10 protein-coding genes and 1 pseudogene are annotated in these 19,088 nt (G+C 42.7%); 5 read left to right on the top strand and 6 right to left on the bottom strand.

The features are described from left to right. Window positions 1-188 precede the first annotated feature (188 nt). The 3 genes from EAE92_RS13490 to EAE92_RS13480 are packed head-to-tail and all read left to right on the top strand — an operon-like array spanning window position 189 to window position 13,257. Complete coding sequence (locus tag EAE92_RS13490) at window positions 189-3,689, top strand: non-ribosomal peptide synthetase (RefSeq protein ID WP_214068448.1); 3,501 nt, start codon at window positions 189-191, stop codon at window positions 3,687-3,689. After that, window positions 3,686-8,404 (top strand): non-ribosomal peptide synthetase, encoded by a 4,719-nt coding sequence (locus tag EAE92_RS13485; protein WP_214068447.1) that lies wholly within the window; start codon window positions 3,686-3,688, stop codon window positions 8,402-8,404. The genes EAE92_RS13490 and EAE92_RS13485 overlap by 4 nt, the downstream gene beginning before the upstream one ends. Further along, window positions 8,401-13,257, top strand: a complete 4,857-nt coding sequence (locus EAE92_RS13480) for a non-ribosomal peptide synthetase (RefSeq protein WP_214068446.1) — start codon at window positions 8,401-8,403, stop codon at window positions 13,255-13,257. Before EAE92_RS13485 ends, EAE92_RS13480 begins: the two co-directional genes overlap by 4 nt. Window positions 13,258-13,564: 307 nt before the next feature. Here the strand turns inward: EAE92_RS13480 and EAE92_RS13475 are convergent, their stop codons facing one another. After that, window positions 13,565-13,849 (bottom strand): helix-turn-helix domain-containing protein, encoded by a 285-nt coding sequence (locus tag EAE92_RS13475; protein ID WP_065389623.1) that lies wholly within the window; start codon window positions 13,847-13,849, stop codon window positions 13,565-13,567. After that, window positions 13,839-14,084, bottom strand: a pseudogene (locus EAE92_RS13470) (type II toxin-antitoxin system RelE/ParE family toxin); the annotation flags it as partial. The pseudogene EAE92_RS13470 and the gene EAE92_RS13475, both read right to left, overlap by 11 nt. Window positions 14,085-14,252: 168 nt before the next feature. On the opposite strand from EAE92_RS13470, the gene EAE92_RS13465 reads away from it, so the two are divergent. Continuing rightward, window positions 14,253-14,513 carry an antitoxin gene (locus EAE92_RS13465; protein WP_214068445.1) on the top strand — a complete coding sequence of 87 codons (261 nt, stop codon included), beginning with the start codon at window positions 14,253-14,255 and terminating at the stop codon, window positions 14,511-14,513. Between the two features lie 41 nt (window positions 14,514-14,554). Here the strand turns inward: EAE92_RS13465 and hemL are convergent, their stop codons facing one another. Further along, complete coding sequence (hemL, locus tag EAE92_RS13460) at window positions 14,555-15,838, bottom strand: glutamate-1-semialdehyde 2,1-aminomutase (protein WP_036808175.1); 1,284 nt, start codon at window positions 15,836-15,838, stop codon at window positions 14,555-14,557. A gap of 50 nt (window positions 15,839-15,888) precedes the next feature. Continuing rightward, a complete protein-coding gene (locus EAE92_RS13455) occupies window positions 15,889-16,674 on the bottom strand; it encodes a DUF1460 domain-containing protein (protein ID WP_214068444.1) in 786 nt (261 codons plus the stop codon). A gap of 318 nt (window positions 16,675-16,992) precedes the next feature. On the opposite strand from EAE92_RS13455, the gene erpA reads away from it, so the two are divergent. Then, a complete protein-coding gene (erpA, locus tag EAE92_RS13450; RefSeq protein WP_036781943.1) occupies window positions 16,993-17,337 on the top strand; it encodes an iron-sulfur cluster insertion protein ErpA in 345 nt (114 codons plus the stop codon). An 88-nt stretch (window positions 17,338-17,425) separates the two neighbouring features. On the opposite strand, the gene btuF is transcribed toward erpA, so the two are convergent. Then, on the bottom strand, window positions 17,426-18,256 hold the full coding sequence (gene btuF / locus EAE92_RS13445; protein ID WP_246545196.1) for a vitamin B12 ABC transporter substrate-binding protein BtuF: 831 nt from the start codon (window positions 18,254-18,256) through the stop codon (window positions 17,426-17,428). 80 nt (window positions 18,257-18,336) lie between these two features. Then, the gene (gene mtnN, locus EAE92_RS13440; RefSeq protein ID WP_046395634.1) at window positions 18,337-19,038 is read right to left on the bottom strand and encodes a 5'-methylthioadenosine/S-adenosylhomocysteine nucleosidase; all 702 of its coding nucleotides are present in this window, start codon (window positions 19,036-19,038) and stop codon (window positions 18,337-18,339) included. Window positions 19,039-19,088: the final 50 nt, after the last annotated feature.

The following is a 19,088-nucleotide window of genomic DNA, read 5'->3' as shown; positions in this document are numbered from 1 at the left end:
TTATATTGCTCATCTATTAAAAAAACCTTCATATTTTCTCACTGTTTTTGATAATAAAATCAAACAACATAGCTAATGATTTTCGATGCCCATATGCTAACATGATTAGAAATTTGTTATTTTGAAATTACGGACATCATAAATAATCACTTAATAAATAATTTGCTATTATATTTTCAAGGAGATATATGAAAAATGCAGTGCAAATTGTGAATGAGGCTTTAAATCAAGGAATTACTCTGTTTGTTGCTGATAATCGATTACAATACGAAACCAGCCGTGATAATATTCCAGCGGAATTATTCAATGAATGGAAAAATTATAAACAAGAGTTGATCGATTTTCTGAGCCAGATCGATGTAGAGGAAGAAATTCAAACATATCAATTACAGAATATCCAACGTGATGGCAATGCAGAACATTATCCACTCTCATTTGCTCAACAACGCCTGTGGTTTATCGACCAACTTACCGAAGGTAGCCCTCAATATAATTGTCCCGGATATTTGAGATTACGGGAACAACTTGATTTCAACGCTTTTAAGGCTGCGGTAAAAACGTTACTTGAGCGTCATGAGGCGTTACGTACCCATATTAAGATTATTGATAATGAGCCACGGCAAGTCGTAGCACATTCCTATGATTTACCTATTACACTACATGATCTGACCGCATTCTCTGGAACTGAGCAAGAATCTCAAGTCAAAAGATTCAGCAAAGAAGAAGATAACTTGGTTTTTAATCTCAGTACTGATTTGATGTTGCGTATTCGCCTGATAAAGCTGGCTGAAAATGATTATGTAATTATTTATACCATTCACCATATTGCCTGTGATAGTTGGTCAATAGAAATCTTTATTAATGAACTTATCACCTTATATCGCGCGTATCATAAAGGAGAAATATCCCCATTACCGCCACTTAAAATCCAATATACCGATTATGCTCAATGGCAACGAAATTGGCTGCAAGGTGATATTCTGAAAAAACAACTGGATTATTGGCAAACCCAGTTATCAGGTATTTCTCCGCTTCACCGTCTTCCACTGGATAACCCACGACCAGAGAAACAGAGTTTCGAGGGGCATCTTAGTGAGCAACGTATTTCAAAGGATCTGACACAAGAAATAAGAGCATTATGTCACCAACATGAAGTCACGCTATTCATGTTTCTGGAGACAGCCTTTGCCGTATTGTTGAGTCGTTACAGTAATGAAAAAGACATTTTGGTCGGAACACCACTTGCCGGGAGAAGACACCATGATATTGAGCCTTTGATTGGTTTTTTTGTTAACTCTCTGGTGATCAGAACCGATTTATCCGGCCAGCCCACTTTCAGTGAGTTATTAAAGCAGAACAGTCGCACTATCCTGGATGCTTATGCTCATCAAGATCTGCCATTTCAAATGCTGGTAGAAAAAATGAGTCCGGGGCGAAACTTAAATTATAACCCTATATTCCAAATCGCGTTTACTCTGGAAAATACTCAGCGTGATACGATACTGGCGCGGGATAATAATATTGAACTTGAAGAACGTCTGCTGCTAAAAGTCCGATTTGATTTGGAAATTCATGTTTATGAAGAAGAGGAAGGAGGATTATCCCTGTTATGGGTTTATGACAGCAGCTTATTCAGAAATATAACTATTGAAAGATTACTCGCCAATTATGAAACCTTGCTTGCTAATATTGTTAGTGTAATGAAGCCATGTATTGGTTCCGATCTAATACACAGGGAACCCTCTGTTCATGATATTCCATTATTAGCAGAAGCTGAAATACATACTTTATTACATGAATGGAATGGCCTACAGGATCATAGCCAGCATGACGGCTGTTTTCATGAACTGTTTGAGGAACAAGCTGCCCGACATCCCGAAAAAATAGCAGTTATTTTTGACGGCAATTCATTAAGTTATCGGGAGCTAAATAAACAAGCTAACCAACTTGCTCACTACTTGATAGAACAAAAGATCAGACCAGAAACATTGGTCGCGCTCTGTATTCCTCGTTCAATACGCGCTGTAGTCGCGCTACTGGGGATTATTAAAGCAGGGGGAGCTTATTTGCCGTTAGATCCCAGTTATCCGAAACCCCGTCTTCAATATATGTTGGAACACAGCGAAGCTGAGTTCATTCTGACCGAAACAAATCTGGTAGAAAAACTCCCAATCAGCCAGCAGAAAGTCGTCTGTTTGGATACGGAGACAATGCAATCACAATTGCAGCACATGCCTACGGACAATATCGCTGAACGCCCATTCCCAATAACGGAAAATAATCTGGCTTACGTCATTTATACCTCTGGCTCTACGGGTAAACCAAAAGGGGTTATGTTGGAACATAAAGGGTGGGTAAATCTGGCACTTTCACAGGCGGGTTTATTTGGTGTTGATTCATATAGCCGGGGATTGCAGTTCGCTTCCTGGAGCTTTGATGCCATGATCTTAGAAATATCTATGACACTGGCGTATGGAGCAGCGCTTTATTTAATTTCAGAAACCCAACAGCATAGCCCTGAATATTTGGATGAGTTAGTTGATAAACACCAAATTACCCATGCTGTATTACCTCCTGCTTTGCTGCCTTATCTGGACTTTAACAAATGGCGTTCCGTTTCAACTTTACTTTTAGCGGGGGAAGCAGTACCACCACAAATTGCTGTCCGTTGGTCACAGGGTAGAAAACTGTTTAACGTCTATGGCCCGACAGAGTGTACTGCCATTGTGACTGCGGGCTTATTAACTGATGACAAAATTACGATTGGGAAACCATTGCCCAATACTGTTATCCGTATTCTTGATCCATCAGGTAATTTGGCGCCTATTGGTGTTGCCGGGGAATTATGTATTGGCGGCATCCAACTGGCACGTGGGTATTTGAATGCTCCTGAAACAAACGCAACGAAATTTATTACTGATTTGAAGGATAAATCTCAACGTTTATACCGAACAGGAGATTTAGCCCGTTGGTGGCCTGATGGTAGTGTGGAATTTATTGACCGGATTGACTCTCAAGTCAAGATTAGAGGATTTAGGATTGAATTAGGAGAAATCGAAACAGCATTGGTCGGACATGACGCCGTAAGCAGTGCTGCGGTTATTACTTATGGGAACGATAAGAGATTGATTGCTTATGTTTGTCCAACCAAAGACTGGCTGGATAAAAAAGGGCTGAAATTTAATACCGACAATCCTTCTCAATCCTCCGATATTAAAGCTGAACTTTCAGAGCAACTTGAATCAGCACTGAAAAAACAATTACCAGAATATATGGTTCCAAGCCTTTATATTCCGCTAGAGCGAATGCCACTCACGTTAAATAACAAAGTGGACAAAAAAGCGTTGCCTATTCCAAATGAAAATGATTTCCGACAACAAGGTTATGTCGCGCCAAGAAATGAAGTGGAAGGAAAAATCAGTCAGTTATGGCAAGAAGTGTTGGGCGTTAGTCAAGTCGGCATTTATGACAACTTTTTCGTGCTAGGTGGTCACTCTCTTCAAGCAACCCGCCTTATCAGCTTAATACGCAATGATCTAAACATTGAAATACCGTTGAGCAGTGTCTTTGAGCATCCAACTCTTGAGCGATTAGCACGAATCGCCACGATTTATCAGGTTAAAGAAAAAAGAAAGCATCTCCAGGCTGGGCAAGAGACAACACAGGAACTATTGGAAGGCAATATATGAAAAATGCGGCACAAATTATCAATGAGGCTTTAAATCAAGGGATTACTCTGTTTGTTATTGATAACAAACTGAAATATAAAACCAGCCGAGACAGCATTCCTCCGGAACTTCTCAGTGAATGGAAGCAATATAAACAAGAATTGATTGATTTCCTCAAGCAAATCGATTCAGAAGAGGATACGGACGCTCACCGACTGCAAGGTATTCCGCGTTATGAGCGTGCGGAACATTACCCACTTTCATTTGCTCAGCAGCGTTTGTGGTTAATCGATCAACTTACCGAAGGCAGCCCTCAGTATAACTGTACAGGTGATTTCAGATTGAGAGAGCCGCTCAATCTCAAAGCTTTTGAGGCTGCAATAGCAACATTGCTTGAACGCCATGAATCGCTGCGCACTTATTTCAAAATTATTGATAATGAGCCACGGCAGGTTATCGCTACTGCTTATGATTTGCCGATTACCATACATGATCTGTCCACACTTTCAGAATTTGAGCAGGAACAACAGCTTAAACAACTCGGTGAGCAAGAGTGGAAACAAGCTGTTAATCTCAGCACTGACCTGATGCTGCGTATTCGGTTGCTAAAATTAACAGATGATGATTATTTTATTCTCTATACGATTCATCATATCGCCTGTGATGGCTGGTCGCTGGCAATCTTTATCAGCGAGCTGCTGACATTATATCGTGCTTATTGCCAAGGCGAGGGTAATCCTCTGCCGCCATTACCAGTTCAATATACTGATTATTCCCAATGGCAACGGGATTGGTTGCAAGGGGATATTCTGCAAAAACAACTGGATTACTGGCAAAACCAATTATCAGGTATTTCGCCCCTTCACCGTTTTCCACTGGATAATCCACGACCAGAAAAACAAAATTTTGAAGGGAATGTTCATCCACAACGTATTTCAAAAGCTTTGACCCAAGAAATACGAGCGCTGTGCGCCAAACATGAAGTGACGTTATTTATGTTTCTGGAAACGGCTTTTGCTGTGTTATTGAGTCGTTACAGTAGTGAAAAGGATATTCTGGTTGGCATGCCGCTTGCAGGCCGAAGACACCGTGACACTGAGGCTTTGATTGGATTTTTCGTCAATTCATTGGTGATAAGAACGGATTTATCCGGTCAGCCTACATTCAGTGAACTATTAAAACAAAATAGTCGTACGATCCTGGATGCTTATGCACATCAAGACCTGCCTTTTGAGATGCTGGTGGAGAAAATCAGTCCAGAACGGAATTTAAATTATAATCCTATTTTCCAGATCATGTTTGCAGTACAGAATAATCAACGAGATACAACGCTGGAGCAGGATAGCATTGTTACATCTAAAGAACGTTCCCTTCTGACCACCCGATTCGATTTGGAAGTCCATATTTATGAAGAAGACGAAGGTGAGTTATCCATTGGATGGATCTCTGACACCAGCCTGTTCAGAAATGCGACCATTAACAGATTAATCGCCAATTACGGAATTTTGCTGACTAATATTGTTGATGTGATGAAGCATCATACTGGTATCAGCGAGCCGTCCGTTCATGACCTTCCATTATTGGCAGACGCTGAACGGAATACCTTACTGCATGAATGGAGCGGGCCACAAATTCCTTATCCGACCGGGAAATGTTTCCATCAACTCTTCGAAGAGCGGGTATCACAATACCCTGAAAAAAATGCACTGATTTTGGGCGATGACACCCTGAGCTATCAGTCATTAAATGAGCAAGCTAACCAATTGGCGCACTATCTGCTTGAACAAGGGATTATACCGGACACGTTGGTCGCACTGTGCATACCAAGGTCATTGCAAGCGGTTGTGGCATTATTGGGTATTCTTAAAGCGGGTGGCGCTTATGTACCGTTAGACCCCAGTTATCCGAAAGCCCGCCTCCAATATATGTTGGATCACAGTGAAGTCGAATTCATCCTGACCGAAACTCACTTGGTTGAAAAACTGCCAATTAGCCAGCAGAAAGTGATTTGTCTGGATACAGAGACAGTACAGTCTCAGCTACAACATCTGCCTACGGATAATATTACTGAGCGTCCATTTCCGCTCACGGAAAATCATCTGGCTTATGTGATTTATACTTCCGGCTCTACCGGTAAACCGAAAGGGGTGATGCTGGAACATAAAGGGTGGGTTAATCTGGCATTCTCGCAAGCAGATTTATTTGGCATTGACTCACATTGTCGGGTGTTGCAGTTTGCCTCCTGGAGTTTTGACGCCATGATCTTAGAGATGTCTATGACATTGGCCTATGGCGCAATACTCTATTTGATTTCTGAAACCCAACGGCGTTCCCCTGAATTGCTGGATGAAGTGGTTGAAAAACATCAGATAACCCATGCTGTACTACCACCCGCATTGCTTCCTCATCTGAATTTTAATAAGTGGCGTTCTGTCTCAACTTTGTTTTTGGCGGGTGAAGCAGTACCACCGCAGATTGCTGTTCGTTGGTCACAGAATAGAAAACTGTTTAACGTCTATGGCCCGACAGAATGTACATCCATTGTCACCACAGCGTTACTCACTGACGAGAAGATTACGATTGGAAAACCGTTGCCTAACGTTGTGATGCGTATTCTTGATCCGGAAGGTAATTTGGCTCCGATGGGCGTTATCGGGGAACTGTATATTGGCGGCGTTCAGTTAGCACGTGGTTACCGAAACTCACCGGAAATCACAGCAAGGCAGTTTATCCGAGATCCATTCAGTTCACATGTAACGGATGGCAGGGAAAACAGGCTTTATCGAACCGGCGATTTAGTGCGCTGGACGCCGGATGGTCAGTTAGAATTTATCGGCCGTGTTGACTCTCAGGTTAAGATCCGTAGTCACCGTATAGAGTTGGGTGAAATCGAGACAGTTTTGTCCGGGCATGATGCTTTAAGCAGTGCTGTTGTGATCGCTTATGGTCAAGATGAAGATAAAAAACTCATTGCGTATGTTTGCCCAAGTACAGAGTGGTTAGGTGAAAAAGCGGTTGAGTTTAACGCAAGCAGCGTTGAGAACTGGACAGAAATTTTTGATGAGCAGTACCGTCAACCTATAACGGATAGTACTCAAAAAGAGAGTACTCAGAAAAAAAATAGCAGTAATGCAGTCGCATCAGACAGTGATTTTGGCGGCTGGATGAACAGCTATACTGAACAGCCGATTGCCCTTGAGCAAATGGAAGAATGGTTAGCAGGAATCATGCACAGGATTAAAGCCCTGCATTCTCATCGCTTACTGGAAATCGGTTGTGGTACCGGATTATTACTGTATCGCTATGCTGAACAGTGTGAATCAGTGGTGGCGACCGATATTTCGGCAGAGGTTTTAAATCGGCATCAACACATTCTGCAACAACGTGGCTGGTCACATGTGCAGCTCAGAAGAGGAGATGCACTCAACTTAGGAACATTGAGTGCTGATGAATTTGATACTGTCGTGATTAACTCTGTTGTCCAATATTTTCCCAATGTTCAATATCTGGAAAAAGTACTTGAACAGTTAATTCCGGCGGTTGAAGCGGGTGGGAAAATTTTGCTGGGAGATATCTGCAACTTAGATCTATTAACCGCCCATGCTACAGCGATAGAGCAAAGTCATCTTAACGGGCAGCGTATTCAGGTAGGAGCGCTGGCGAATCGTATTCAGCGGCGTTTACAACAAGAACCCGAGTTTTTACTTAGTCCAACTTATTTCGCTCAATTACCGGAGCGTTACCCTGAAATTGGCCGGGTTGATATTTTGGTTAAACGTGGCATCGGCGACAATGAAATGTTGCGTTATCGTTACGATGTCATATTGCACAAAAGCGATGAAAACACCAAATCTTGTCATGAATTACTGTTAAATTGGCATAATTTCGATTCTTTTGAAAGTCTGCGTAATTTATTGCAGATGGGCGCAGAGGATATATTAGGTGTTTCAGGTATCCCCAACGCCAGAATTAAAGATGACCTCACTTTGGCAGAAGGGCTGCGTCACTGGTCAGCCAATCAGATGATCACGCCACCAGAAAATGCCGGCAGTTTCTCCCCACAGGCATTACAACAGGTTCAGGAATTCGAATCCTTACTGCAATACGCTGAACAATGTGGTTATCAATGCGGCGTCACGTGGTCACAACAGCAATCTGATTTGCTGGATGTGATTTTTAGTCGTGGAGAGTTACCACCGGTACAAGCACGCACTGACTATAATCAAACCCATTTAGCTAATTATCCGCAGATTTCGGCCATTAGTGGGGAACTTTCAGAATTACTCGAATCCGCACTGAAACAACAATTGCCAGAATATATGGTTCCAGGTCTCTATATTCCTTTGGAACGAATGCCACTCACGTTGAATAATAAAGTGGATAAAAAAGCATTACCGATCCCAAATGAAGACGATTTACGCCGACAGAATTATGTGGCGCCAAGAAATGAAATGGAAATTAAGATCGGTCAGTTGTGGAAGCGGTTATTGAATGTCAGTCAAGTTGGCATCTATGACAATTTCTTCACATTGGGTGGACATTCACTACAGGCAACCCGCCTTATTAGTTCAATACGTAACGAATTAGAAATAGAAGTTCCGTTGAGAAGTGTTTTTGAACACCCGACACTTGAGCAGCTATCACAGATTGTCACTATTCATCTTATCAAAGAAAAAAGAAAACATTTCCAGGCTGGGAAAGAGACAGCGCAAGAACTATTGAAGGGTGAGATATGAGAAATGCCGCGCGAATTATTAATGAGTCTTTAGAGCAGGGAATTACTCTGTTCGTTACTGATAACCGTTTACAATACGAGACTAGCTGCGGCAGTATTCCACCAGCCTTGCTCAGTGAATGGAAACAACATAAACAGGAGTTGATTGATTTTCTGAACCAGCTCGATTCAGAAGAGCAAACTCATCACTTTTTGCAAGATATTCAGCGTGATGGCAAAGCGGAACATTATCCGCTTTCATTTGCTCAACAACGACTATGGTTTATTGATCAACTGGATGGAGGAAGTCCCCAATATAACTGTATGGGGGATTTCAGGCTGCGGGAATTCATTAACATAAAGGCGTTTGAATCAGCCGTTAAGGCATTACTTGAACGCCATGAAGTCCTGCGTACCTATTTTAAAATCATCAATAACGAACCGCGGCAATTTATTGCCGCTGATTATGATTTACCGATTACACATCATGATTTATCTGCGTTGTCTGAAACTGAAAAAAACGATCAGGTAAAACAACTTAGTAAGGAAGAAGAGAATCTGATTTTTAACCTTAGCGCGGACCTGATGTTGCGCATCCGGTTAATAAAATTGGCAGCAGATGATTATCTTATTATTTATACGATACATCATATCGCCTTCGATGGCTGGTCGATGGCAATATTTCTCCATGAGTTTTTCACGTTATACAAAGCTTATTGTCAGGGTGAGGCAAATCCGCTACCGCCGCTGAGAATTCAATATGCCGATTATGCCCAGTGGCAACAGGGTTGGCTGCAAGATGATGTGCTGAAAAAACAACTGACATACTGGCAGAATCAGTTAGCCGGAATTTCATCCGTCCACCGTGTACCGCTGGATAATCCACGTCCGGAAAAACAAAATATCGAGGGGCGGCTTCATCTACAGCGCATTTCAGCACATCTTACCCAGGCAATCAGAGCATTATGTGCCAAGCATAAAGTTACACTATTTATGTTCTTGGAAACGGCTTTTGCCGTATTGCTGAGCCGCTATAGTAATGAAAAAGATATTCTGGTTGGAACCGTTATTGCTGGCAGACAACATCCTGATATTGAACCTCTGATCGGTTTTTTTGTTAATTCATTGGTTATCAGAACAGATTTATCTGGTCAGCCGACGTTCAGTGAATTATTAAAGCAAAACAGCCGTACCATTCTGGATGCTTACGAACATCAAGATTTGCCATTTGAGATGTTGGTGGAAAAGCTCAGCCCGGAACGAAACCTAAACCATAATCCCATCTTCCAAATCATGTTTGCAGTACAGAATAACCGACGTGAAGCAATACTGGGACAGGATGATATTATTGAACTCGGAGATAATTTATTTAGAACAACCCGGTTTGATTTGGAAATTCATGTTTTTGAAGAAGAGCAGACAGGTGAATTATCTATAGTATGGATTTCAAATACCAGTCTGTTTTATAGCAGTACCATTGAAAGATTTATCGCCAATTACGCAACCTTGCTTTCTGGCATTGTTGAGGTAATGACAGATGATTCAGTAAATAAAGCGCCCTCCATTCATGAACTCCCATTATTGTCAGAAGCTGAAAAGCATACCTTACTGCATGAATTAAATGGGCCACAGAACCATTACCCACAAGGGCGCTGCTTCCATGAGTTGTTTGAAGAACAAGTGGCACTGAATCCTGAAAAAACCGCGCTGGTTTTTGGTGAGGAAAGCTTAAGTTATCAGGCGGTTAATGCTCAGGCCAATCAATTGGCGTATTACCTGATTGAGCAGGGTATCCAGCCAGATATTCTGGTTGCAATTTGCCTTCCCCGGTCGTTGCAAACGGTGATTGCACTGCTGGGCATCCTCAAAGCCGGTGGCGCTTATGTGCCTTTGGATGCCAGTTATCCGCAAGCCCGCCTGCAATACATGCTGGAGCACAGCGGGGCTGAATTTATCCTGACCGAAACACCGCTGGTTGATAAATTACCTGTCAGTCAGCAACGTGTTATCTGTCTGGATGCCGAAACAGTACAGTCATATGTGCAAAACCTGCCCACCGACAATATCGTTCATCGTTCAATGCCCCTGACAGAAAATCATCTGGCCTATGTCATTTATACCTCTGGCTCTACCGGCCGGCCAAAGGGAGCGATGCTGGAGCACAAGGGGTGGGTGAATCTGGCGCAAGCACAAGCCTCGTTATTCGGTGCGGATGCTGATATTCGCGGGTTGCAGTTTGCTTCCTGGAGTTTCGACGCCGCAGTGTTGGAAATGGCAATGACTCTGGCCTATGGCGCCACACTGTATTTGATTTCAGAAACACATCGCCGCTCGCCTGAATGGTTGGATGAGATAGTTGAAAAACACCACATTACCCATGCCGTACTCCCACCTGCGCTGTTGCCTCACTTGGACTTCAACAAATGGCGCACAGTTTCAACCTTGTTGCTGGCAGGGGAAGCGGTGGCGCCGCATATTGCCGCGCAGTGGTCGCAGGGCAGAAAGCTGTTTAACGTTTATGGCCCAACAGAATGTACTTCGATTGTGACTTCCGCCTTATTAACAGCCGATAAGCGAGTGACGATTGGAAAACCGTTGCCGAATACTGTGATGCGTATCCTGAATGCTGACGGTAATCTGGCGCCTATTGGGGCTGTCGGGGAACTGCATATCGGCGGCATTCAACTGGCACGCGGTTACCGTAATGCACCGGATATCACAGAAAAACAGTTTATCCGAGATCCTTTCAGTACCAACCCGGCAGACCGACTTTACTGTACGGGTGATTTAGTCCGCTGGACGCCGGAAGGTGAGTTGGAATTCATTGGCCGCCGGGATTCGCAGGTTAAAATTCGCAGCCATCGCATTGAATTGGGGGAAATCGAGTCTGTGCTGGCGGGGCAGGAGATTTTAAGTAATGCTGTCGTGATCGCTGATGGTCATGACAGCGAGGAGAGGAAACTCATTGCTTATGTTTGCCCGAGTACGAATTGGCTGGCGGAGAAAGCGGCCGCTTTTAATGCAGATTACAGCCAAACGCATTTAGCTGATTATCTGCGACTTCCTGCTATTAGAGGAGAACTTGCAGAGCTACTGGAATCCGCCTTGAAAAAACAACTGCCTGACTATATGGTGCCCAGTCTCTATATCCCATTGGAACGTATTCCACTGAATTTAAACAATAAAGTGGATAAAAAAGCGTTGCCTATTCCAGATGAAAATGACTTACGTCGTCAGGCTTATATCGCGCCGAGAGATGAAATCGAGGAACAACTCTGTCAGTTATGGCAAGAACATCTAAAAATTAATCAAATTGGTATTTATGATAATTTCTTCTCACTCGGTGGTCATTCACTCTTAGCAGTTAAAATAACCGCTGCTATAAGAAATACGTTAACCAATCATTTCAGTATGCATGAGTTGTTTGCGAATCCAACTATTGCTCAGATTGCAAGTGTGATTCGTCACAGTCATAAGCATGAAATATCCGCACCAAAGACAACTCACAATATATCTGATCACAATATATTTGATGGAAAAATGCCTATTTCATATTGTCAGAAAATGTATTGGTATTTTGTTCAAGAAGCGTTGTTGGAGGACAGTTTCCACGTACCCGTTACTTTGCTGATGGAGGGAGAACTGAATCACAGTGCGTTGGAAAAAAGTTTAAATACCATCTTGGAACGACATGAAAGTTTACGTTTTAAGTTTTATCAAGAAAATGAGCAGATTTTCATGCAGCCTGATAACAATATGAAAATCAATCTTCAAGTTATTGAAGCGTTACCAAGAGGAATCGAGAGAGAACAAATTATTATTGGAATTAACAAGCTCTGGGAAGAGAAATTAAGAACACCTTTTGATGTTTATAATGGCCCGTTAATCAAGACATTCCTACTGCCTGTTTCGGAAACAATCACGGTATTATTGATTGATGTACACCATATTATCTCCGATGGATGGTCTATCAATATCATTATGAATGAGTTTAAACAGTTATATACCGCTTATTCACAGGGGCAAGAAAACACATTGCCACCCGTTGCCATGCAATATTCTGGTTATGTTTATGAGTTGCAAGAAATCCATGCGACTGAGGCAGCTAAAAAACAAATTAAATTCTGGCAACAACAATTTGCTGATGTTGAGCCAGAACGCGATTTTCCAGTTTCTTTCAGAAAACATCTGGCTTCAAAATATCGGTTTCATGCCCGTCATATCAAAATACCTGATTCGCTGGATAAAGCTGTTTTGCAATATTGTGAAACTCATAAAATCACACCTTATATGTTATTTATGGCTTTGTTCCACACTTCTCTTTTTATGCACTCTGGTGAATCACAACATATTGTCACCTCGCCAAAAGCTGACCGAACTCGCATAGAAAGCCATCAAACAATAGGATTATTCTTGGGTGACTTGATAGTAAAATCCAATATCAATAAGGAAATGAGCCTACAAGGAATTATTAAGCAGGTTAGCCAGTCTATTCATCGCGCCATAGAGAATTCTAATATCCACATGTCTGTCGTGATTGACGTGGTGGGAGAAAAGGCGAGGGAGGGTATATTTAACGTTCTGTTTAACTATTTGGATGCACAAAATTTCTATGATTTTATCGACGTGTCTAAAGATGAAAAATTATCATTGCCAAATCTTGATGTGGAAGTGATAGATACCGAAATAATTCCCTTTGAATCACTTGGGATGAATTTCTTATACATGCCGCAAAATATCAGTTGTGAACTCCATTACAATCCGGAACTGTATACAGAAGCAGTCATTGATAGGATGGCTACATATTATGAACGACTGCTAAACGTCATCGTATCCGGTCAAGAAAAAGAGAGTATCAGCCAGTTTTATGACTGAATTTTTCTGAAACATAAAGAGATTGGCCTCAGGGATGAGGCTAATCGTGACATCTGAGTCCGAATATGCCGCCGTATATGATGGGATTGAATACAAGATTATCATCACACGCGTTTAAGTAGCGGAATATATAGGAGTTAAGTTGCTGATAGTTTCTCACATAGAAAGTAATATTAATAAAGCTGACATAGGTAATTTTATCTGTTGTGCCTGAGCAATCCCCAGATAATGTTTATAACTTTGGTCAGATTACCCGATATCTTTACCATAAAGTTTGATTAAGATATCAGGTATTGGGATTAACGTATTATGCGATAGTAATTTTGAGGTTTACTCCACAAGCTGCTGCATAGCGTTCAAGTGTTGCAATACTTGCTTTCATTGGGTTTTTTTCAACCTTAGCTACTGCCGGTGGGGTAATTCCTAGTCGTTCGGCTAACTGTGAACTATTAATACCTGCTTTCTGTTTCATGCTTTGGATTAGTTCGTAGAGTTTTTCTTCCTGTTTAGCTGCTTCATAAGCGGCTTGAGCTTTGGGGGATGAGAGGGCTTGCGCCTTCACTTCTGAAAATGGAATACCCTTAACTTTCATCTGTCATTTCCTCTAATCTTTGTAATGCTAGTTTGATTTCTGCCGGTGGAGTCTTCGGGGTTTTCTTTATAAATGTGCGAAGTATATAAATTCTTCTTCCCTTGGCATAAGCAAAAATTGTTCTGGTGATGTCTTTGTTGCCTACTCTCAGTTGAAATAGCCCGTCTCTTAGCGGCTCTGTAGTCGGATACCTCAACTTGTTCCCTTCAGCTTCTAGCTTAATTATACATCCACTAAAACGGCGCTGAGCCTATGATTCAAGTTACGATATTTCAGTAGCAATCGTAGCGGTGAGTGTTACATCAAATTGATTTATCAGTTTATGATTGTCAAATCTCTTTTGATTTATGTATCAAGATCTGTGATAGGATTTGGGATATTCCAGTCAATATCAAGAGGTTGTATGAGCCATAAAGCTAAATTGTTTATGGATGGGAAGAGTCAAGCGGTACGCCTGCCGGCAGCTTATCGGTTTGATTCTGATAAAGTTTTTATTCGAAAAGATCCTAAGACAGGAGATGTAATACTATCCTGTAAACCACACGACTGGGGCGGATTTTTTGCGGCATTGAAGGGAACAACTATACCCAATGATTTTCTGAGTAAAGAAGAGCGGTGTCAGCAAGAACAATCTTGTGACCCATTCGAAGGATGGAAAGAGTGAGCGCCGTAAAAATACGGCGCTATTATTTGAAAACAAAGAAATTACTTCAACTTAGCAAAGCAGCGGGCGGCCGCGTCAACAGTACGCTGAATATCTTCATCGGTATGAGCAATAGACATAAAACCCGCTTCGAATGCGGAAGGCGCTAAATAAACCCCTTCATCAAGCATCAGGTGGAAGAAATGTTTAAAGCGCTCAATATCGCAATTCATCACATCCTGATAGCAAGTGACGGTTTCTGCATCAGTAAAGAAAATACCGAACATCCCGCCAACATGGTTGATTACCAAAGGAATGCCAGCCTCTTTTGCTGCTTTCGTCAGGCCAGCAGCCAGATTATCTGTTAGTTCAGTCAGGCGTTGATGAACGCCGGGTTGAGACACTTCTTTTAGACAAGCAAGGCCGGCCGCCATTGCAATCGGGTTGCCGGATAGGGTTCCTGCCTGATAAACAGGGCCAATTGGCGCTAATTTCTCCATCACTTCATAACGCCCGCCGAAAGCGCCAACGGGCATACCGCCGCCAATGATTTTGCCAAGGCAAGTTATATCGGGTTCGACACCGTAATAAGATTGTGCGCCGGATAGGGCGACGCGAAAACCGGTCATCACTTCATCGATAATCAACAAAGCACCGAACTCATCACACAACGCGCGTAGACCGGGTAGGAATTCTGGTTGTGGCGGTACGCAGTTCATATTACCGGCGACAGGTTCGACAATAATACAGGCGATCTCTTCGGGATATTGTTCAAACGCTTTTCTGACTGAATTTAAGTCGTTATAGGTACAGGTCAGTGTATGTTTAACGAAATCAACCGGAACCCCTGGCGAGTTTGGTTGGCCGATGGTCAACGCGCCAGAACCGGCTTTCACCAGCAAACAATCAGCGTGGCCGTGATAGCAACCTTCGAATTTGATGATCTTATCGCGGTTGGTATAACCACGAGCCAGACGGATAGCACTCATGGTCGCCTCGGTGCCTGAGTTAACCATGCGCACCATATCCATCGATGGCACCAGTTCAGTCACCAATTGCGCCATTTCCACTTCGGCGGCAGTGGGGGCGCCAAAACTCAACCCTTGTTCTGCGGCTTTGATAACGGCATTGCGGATAGCGCTGTGGTTATGTCCCAGCACCATTGGCCCCCAGGAACCGACATAATCGATATAGGCTTTACCATCAACATCATAGAGATAAGCGCCATCAGCATGTTTGATAAACAGCGGAGTACCGCCAACGCCATTAAATGCACGTACCGGAGAGTTGACGCCGCCGGGAATAAGTTGCTTTGCCTGAGAATAGAGGATGTCGGATTGGCTCATGAAAGGCTCCTGAATCTAGTTTTAAGTGGATTTGCCGTTTGCCCCACGGATTATAATGCTCTTAGAACGATAATTCCGGGTTTATTCTTTACGTAATCAAGAAATGGTGAATCGACAACTTTTTTATTCGCAGCAAGTGAGGATGCATTCCTCAGCATTGGGCCATGATCCGTCATAATAAAAATCCCGGTATGTGTGACATCCAGCCCGGCAAGATGGGTATATATCCCAATATAATCGCCCGTTTTTAAGTTCTTAATAACGGCATCATTGACCTTATCACCTGGAATATATTTGATCTCTCTTTTGGTGACACCCAGTCTGGGGATATATTCGCTACCATCAGCCTTTTTATTCAGGTTTTTTGTGATTGTTATGTAAGAAGAACTTATTTCATCTGTTACATCTTTGGCATTTAATTTTTCTCTGGTTGACCAATCTGTAAAGAAGTGTTTTCTTTGCAAAAAGCTAATCTTTCCGTCGATATATCTTGTCTGGATGAGATTTTTTACAAAATCATTTTGGTCGCTGGATTTCCTTAGCGATTCTACATAATCAAGGAAAGTAAAACAGTCTAACCCGCTAAAATCTATCACTAATTTTTCGGGTTCAGTCGGGGAACCAATAAGTTTGTTTGCGGCATAAGGTGTGCCCAGTAATTGATAAGAGACGTTTTTTATTATTTCACCTGGATTATCTTTATTTCCCGGTTTTACCTGGTTGTCTATAACTTCATTAATTTTTTTCGCGGTATAGCTGTCAATATCGGCTTGTTTGCTATGAGTAGCACAGCTTGCCAGCGCGGCAACAAGCATCAGTGGTAACATTTTTCGCATAGGAACTCCATGTGATTACTTTGAAAAATATTCAATAAAGTAACTAATCATGATGATAAATCAATATTTTTCCTTCTTATTGCTAATTGATTGACTAAGGATTTAACTATAGTGACGGCTTAATGTCCTTTGGGGCTATCGTAACAGGCTGGCAATAGTAAGCTACAGGTGTGATAATTTTTTGGCGGTTGGTGTGTTGTCAAAATGACAAAACTTGAACGAACCAATCAGGTATTGGATAATCCGAGTTATTAATGATCGGCAGATTTTTGTTGTCTTCTAAATATCTTTGCCGGGTTCCAGTCTGGAGTAAAAATGATGAGCGATGATATCGCATTACCTTTGCAGTTTACGGATGCTGCCGCTAACAAAGTGAAAATCTTGGTTTCGGATGAAGAAAACCCAAACTTGCGTTTACGGGTTTATATCACCGGTGGAGGATGCAGTGGCTTCCAGTATGGTTTTACCTTTGATGATCAAATAAATGAAGGTGATATGACCATTGAGAAGCAGGGGGTGGAGTTGGTTGTTGATCCGATGAGCCTGCAATATTTGGTAGGTGGTTGTGTGGATTATACCGAAGGTTTGGAAGGTTCACGTTTTATCGTCACCAACCCTAATGCGAAGACAACCTGCGGTTGCGGTTCTTCTTTCAGTATCTAATTCCGGGCGATTTCCCGCGGTAGGTCTGTGAATATAACATGACCTGTTTGCGGGATATTCCTGTCATCCTTTAACTGATTCTGATTTATCAGGAACCATCATCGTTCAATTGCCGGCATAGCTGTTCGGCTGCCAGAATGATGCGCGGTCCCGCGCGGTGAAACCAATCTTCATGTAATGTAATCACTTTGGCCCGCAATTGTGGATGCCAGAAATTTTCAATTAATCTGACCTGTTCCTGCCCGCCGCTGATAACAATTATCTCAGGTTTCCTGATGAGTACTTGTTCCCGACTGACTTGGGGCCAAGGGACGGGGCTGTCGGCAAAAATATTTCTGCCGCCACAAATTGAAAGCACTTCGCTTTGCAGGGTATGTCCTGAAGCGGTAAACAGAGGATAAGCGCCGAATTGTAAAAAGACCGGTTTGGGGGTTGTAGTAGCGGCATATTTTTGTTGCAAATTGGCAAATCGTTGACGAAGTTCAGTCGCGGATTTTTTTGCTTTTTCTGGGTGAGGACTATATTCAGCGAGCCGTTCTAAATCCTGCGCTATCTGTTCGGTGGTGGAGGGATCGGAATAAAAGATTTTAATGCCAAAAGCAGCAAGTTGTTCCAGTGGACGTTGGGGATTACCTCCGCGCCATGCCAGAATCAGATCAGGTTTAAGAGTAATTATGCGTTCCAGATTGACGCCTTGCCAGTTAGCCACTTGCTCAAGTTTACGGGCTTGAGGGGGATAATCAGAGTAGGCGCTGGCGGCAATTAGATTGTCACCTAACCCGGCGGCGTAGGCTAATTCAGTGGTTGACGGAGATAAACTGATTACTCGTAAGGGAGTGGCATACAGAAAATGGCTGAAACTACCGAGAAACAGTAAAAGCAATAATCCAATTGAACCCGTGCTTTTTATCCATTTCATCGATGTGCGCTCTTTAAAACATGAAATATGTTGCCGGCAAACACGCCCGAAAATATTAATCAGGGCGTGTCAGTAATATATTATTTATCTTTACTCAGCGTTGTCAGCATTGCGTTGACCATCAATGTAGATTGACGGGCTGCCACGGCAAGAAATTCATCAAAGCTGATATGAGATTCTTTATCTGCCACATCGGAGATAGCACGCACAACGACAAACGGAGTGTTGTATTGGTGGCAGACATGCCCTATCGCTGCGGCTTCCATTTCTACCGCGGTCACTTGTGGGAACGTCGCCCGGATACGCGCCAGTGGTTCCGCGCCATTAATAAAGGCATCACCGCTGCAAATCAGTCCATGTACTGCGTTCAGATTCAGTGAACGAATACACTCTTCCGCCAGAGCAATGAGTTGGTCATCCGCCACAAAAGCCGGAGGACATTGCGCCATTTGACCGGGTTCATAACCAAACGCGGTGACATCAGCGTCATGATAGCGAACTTCGCTGGATACCACGATATCACCGACTTGTAGCTTCGGATCAAGGCCGCCGGCTGATCCAGTGTTAATAATCACATCAGGTTGACAATGTTCAAGCAGCAAAGTTGTACCAATTGCGGCAGAAACTTTACCAATACCGGATTTTAACAGTGCGATCTCCACGCCGTTGAGCTTACCGGTATAGATTTCGCAACCACCTCGTGACAGTGTTTGGCAATCTTCAATTTGATCGCGCAGTAAAGTCACTTCTTGCTCCATAGCACCTATCACGCCTACTTTCATGATGTCATACTCGCTGTTGATTAATTAATCATATAAAATCATCTCGTGTT

Origin of the sequence: Photorhabdus hainanensis, assembly GCF_018448965.1 — a bacterium.
Lineage (GTDB): Bacteria > Pseudomonadota > Gammaproteobacteria > Enterobacterales > Enterobacteriaceae > Photorhabdus > Photorhabdus akhurstii.
Note: the sequence above shows the minus strand (reverse complement) of the source record. Positions and strands in the feature narration are given on the sequence as shown.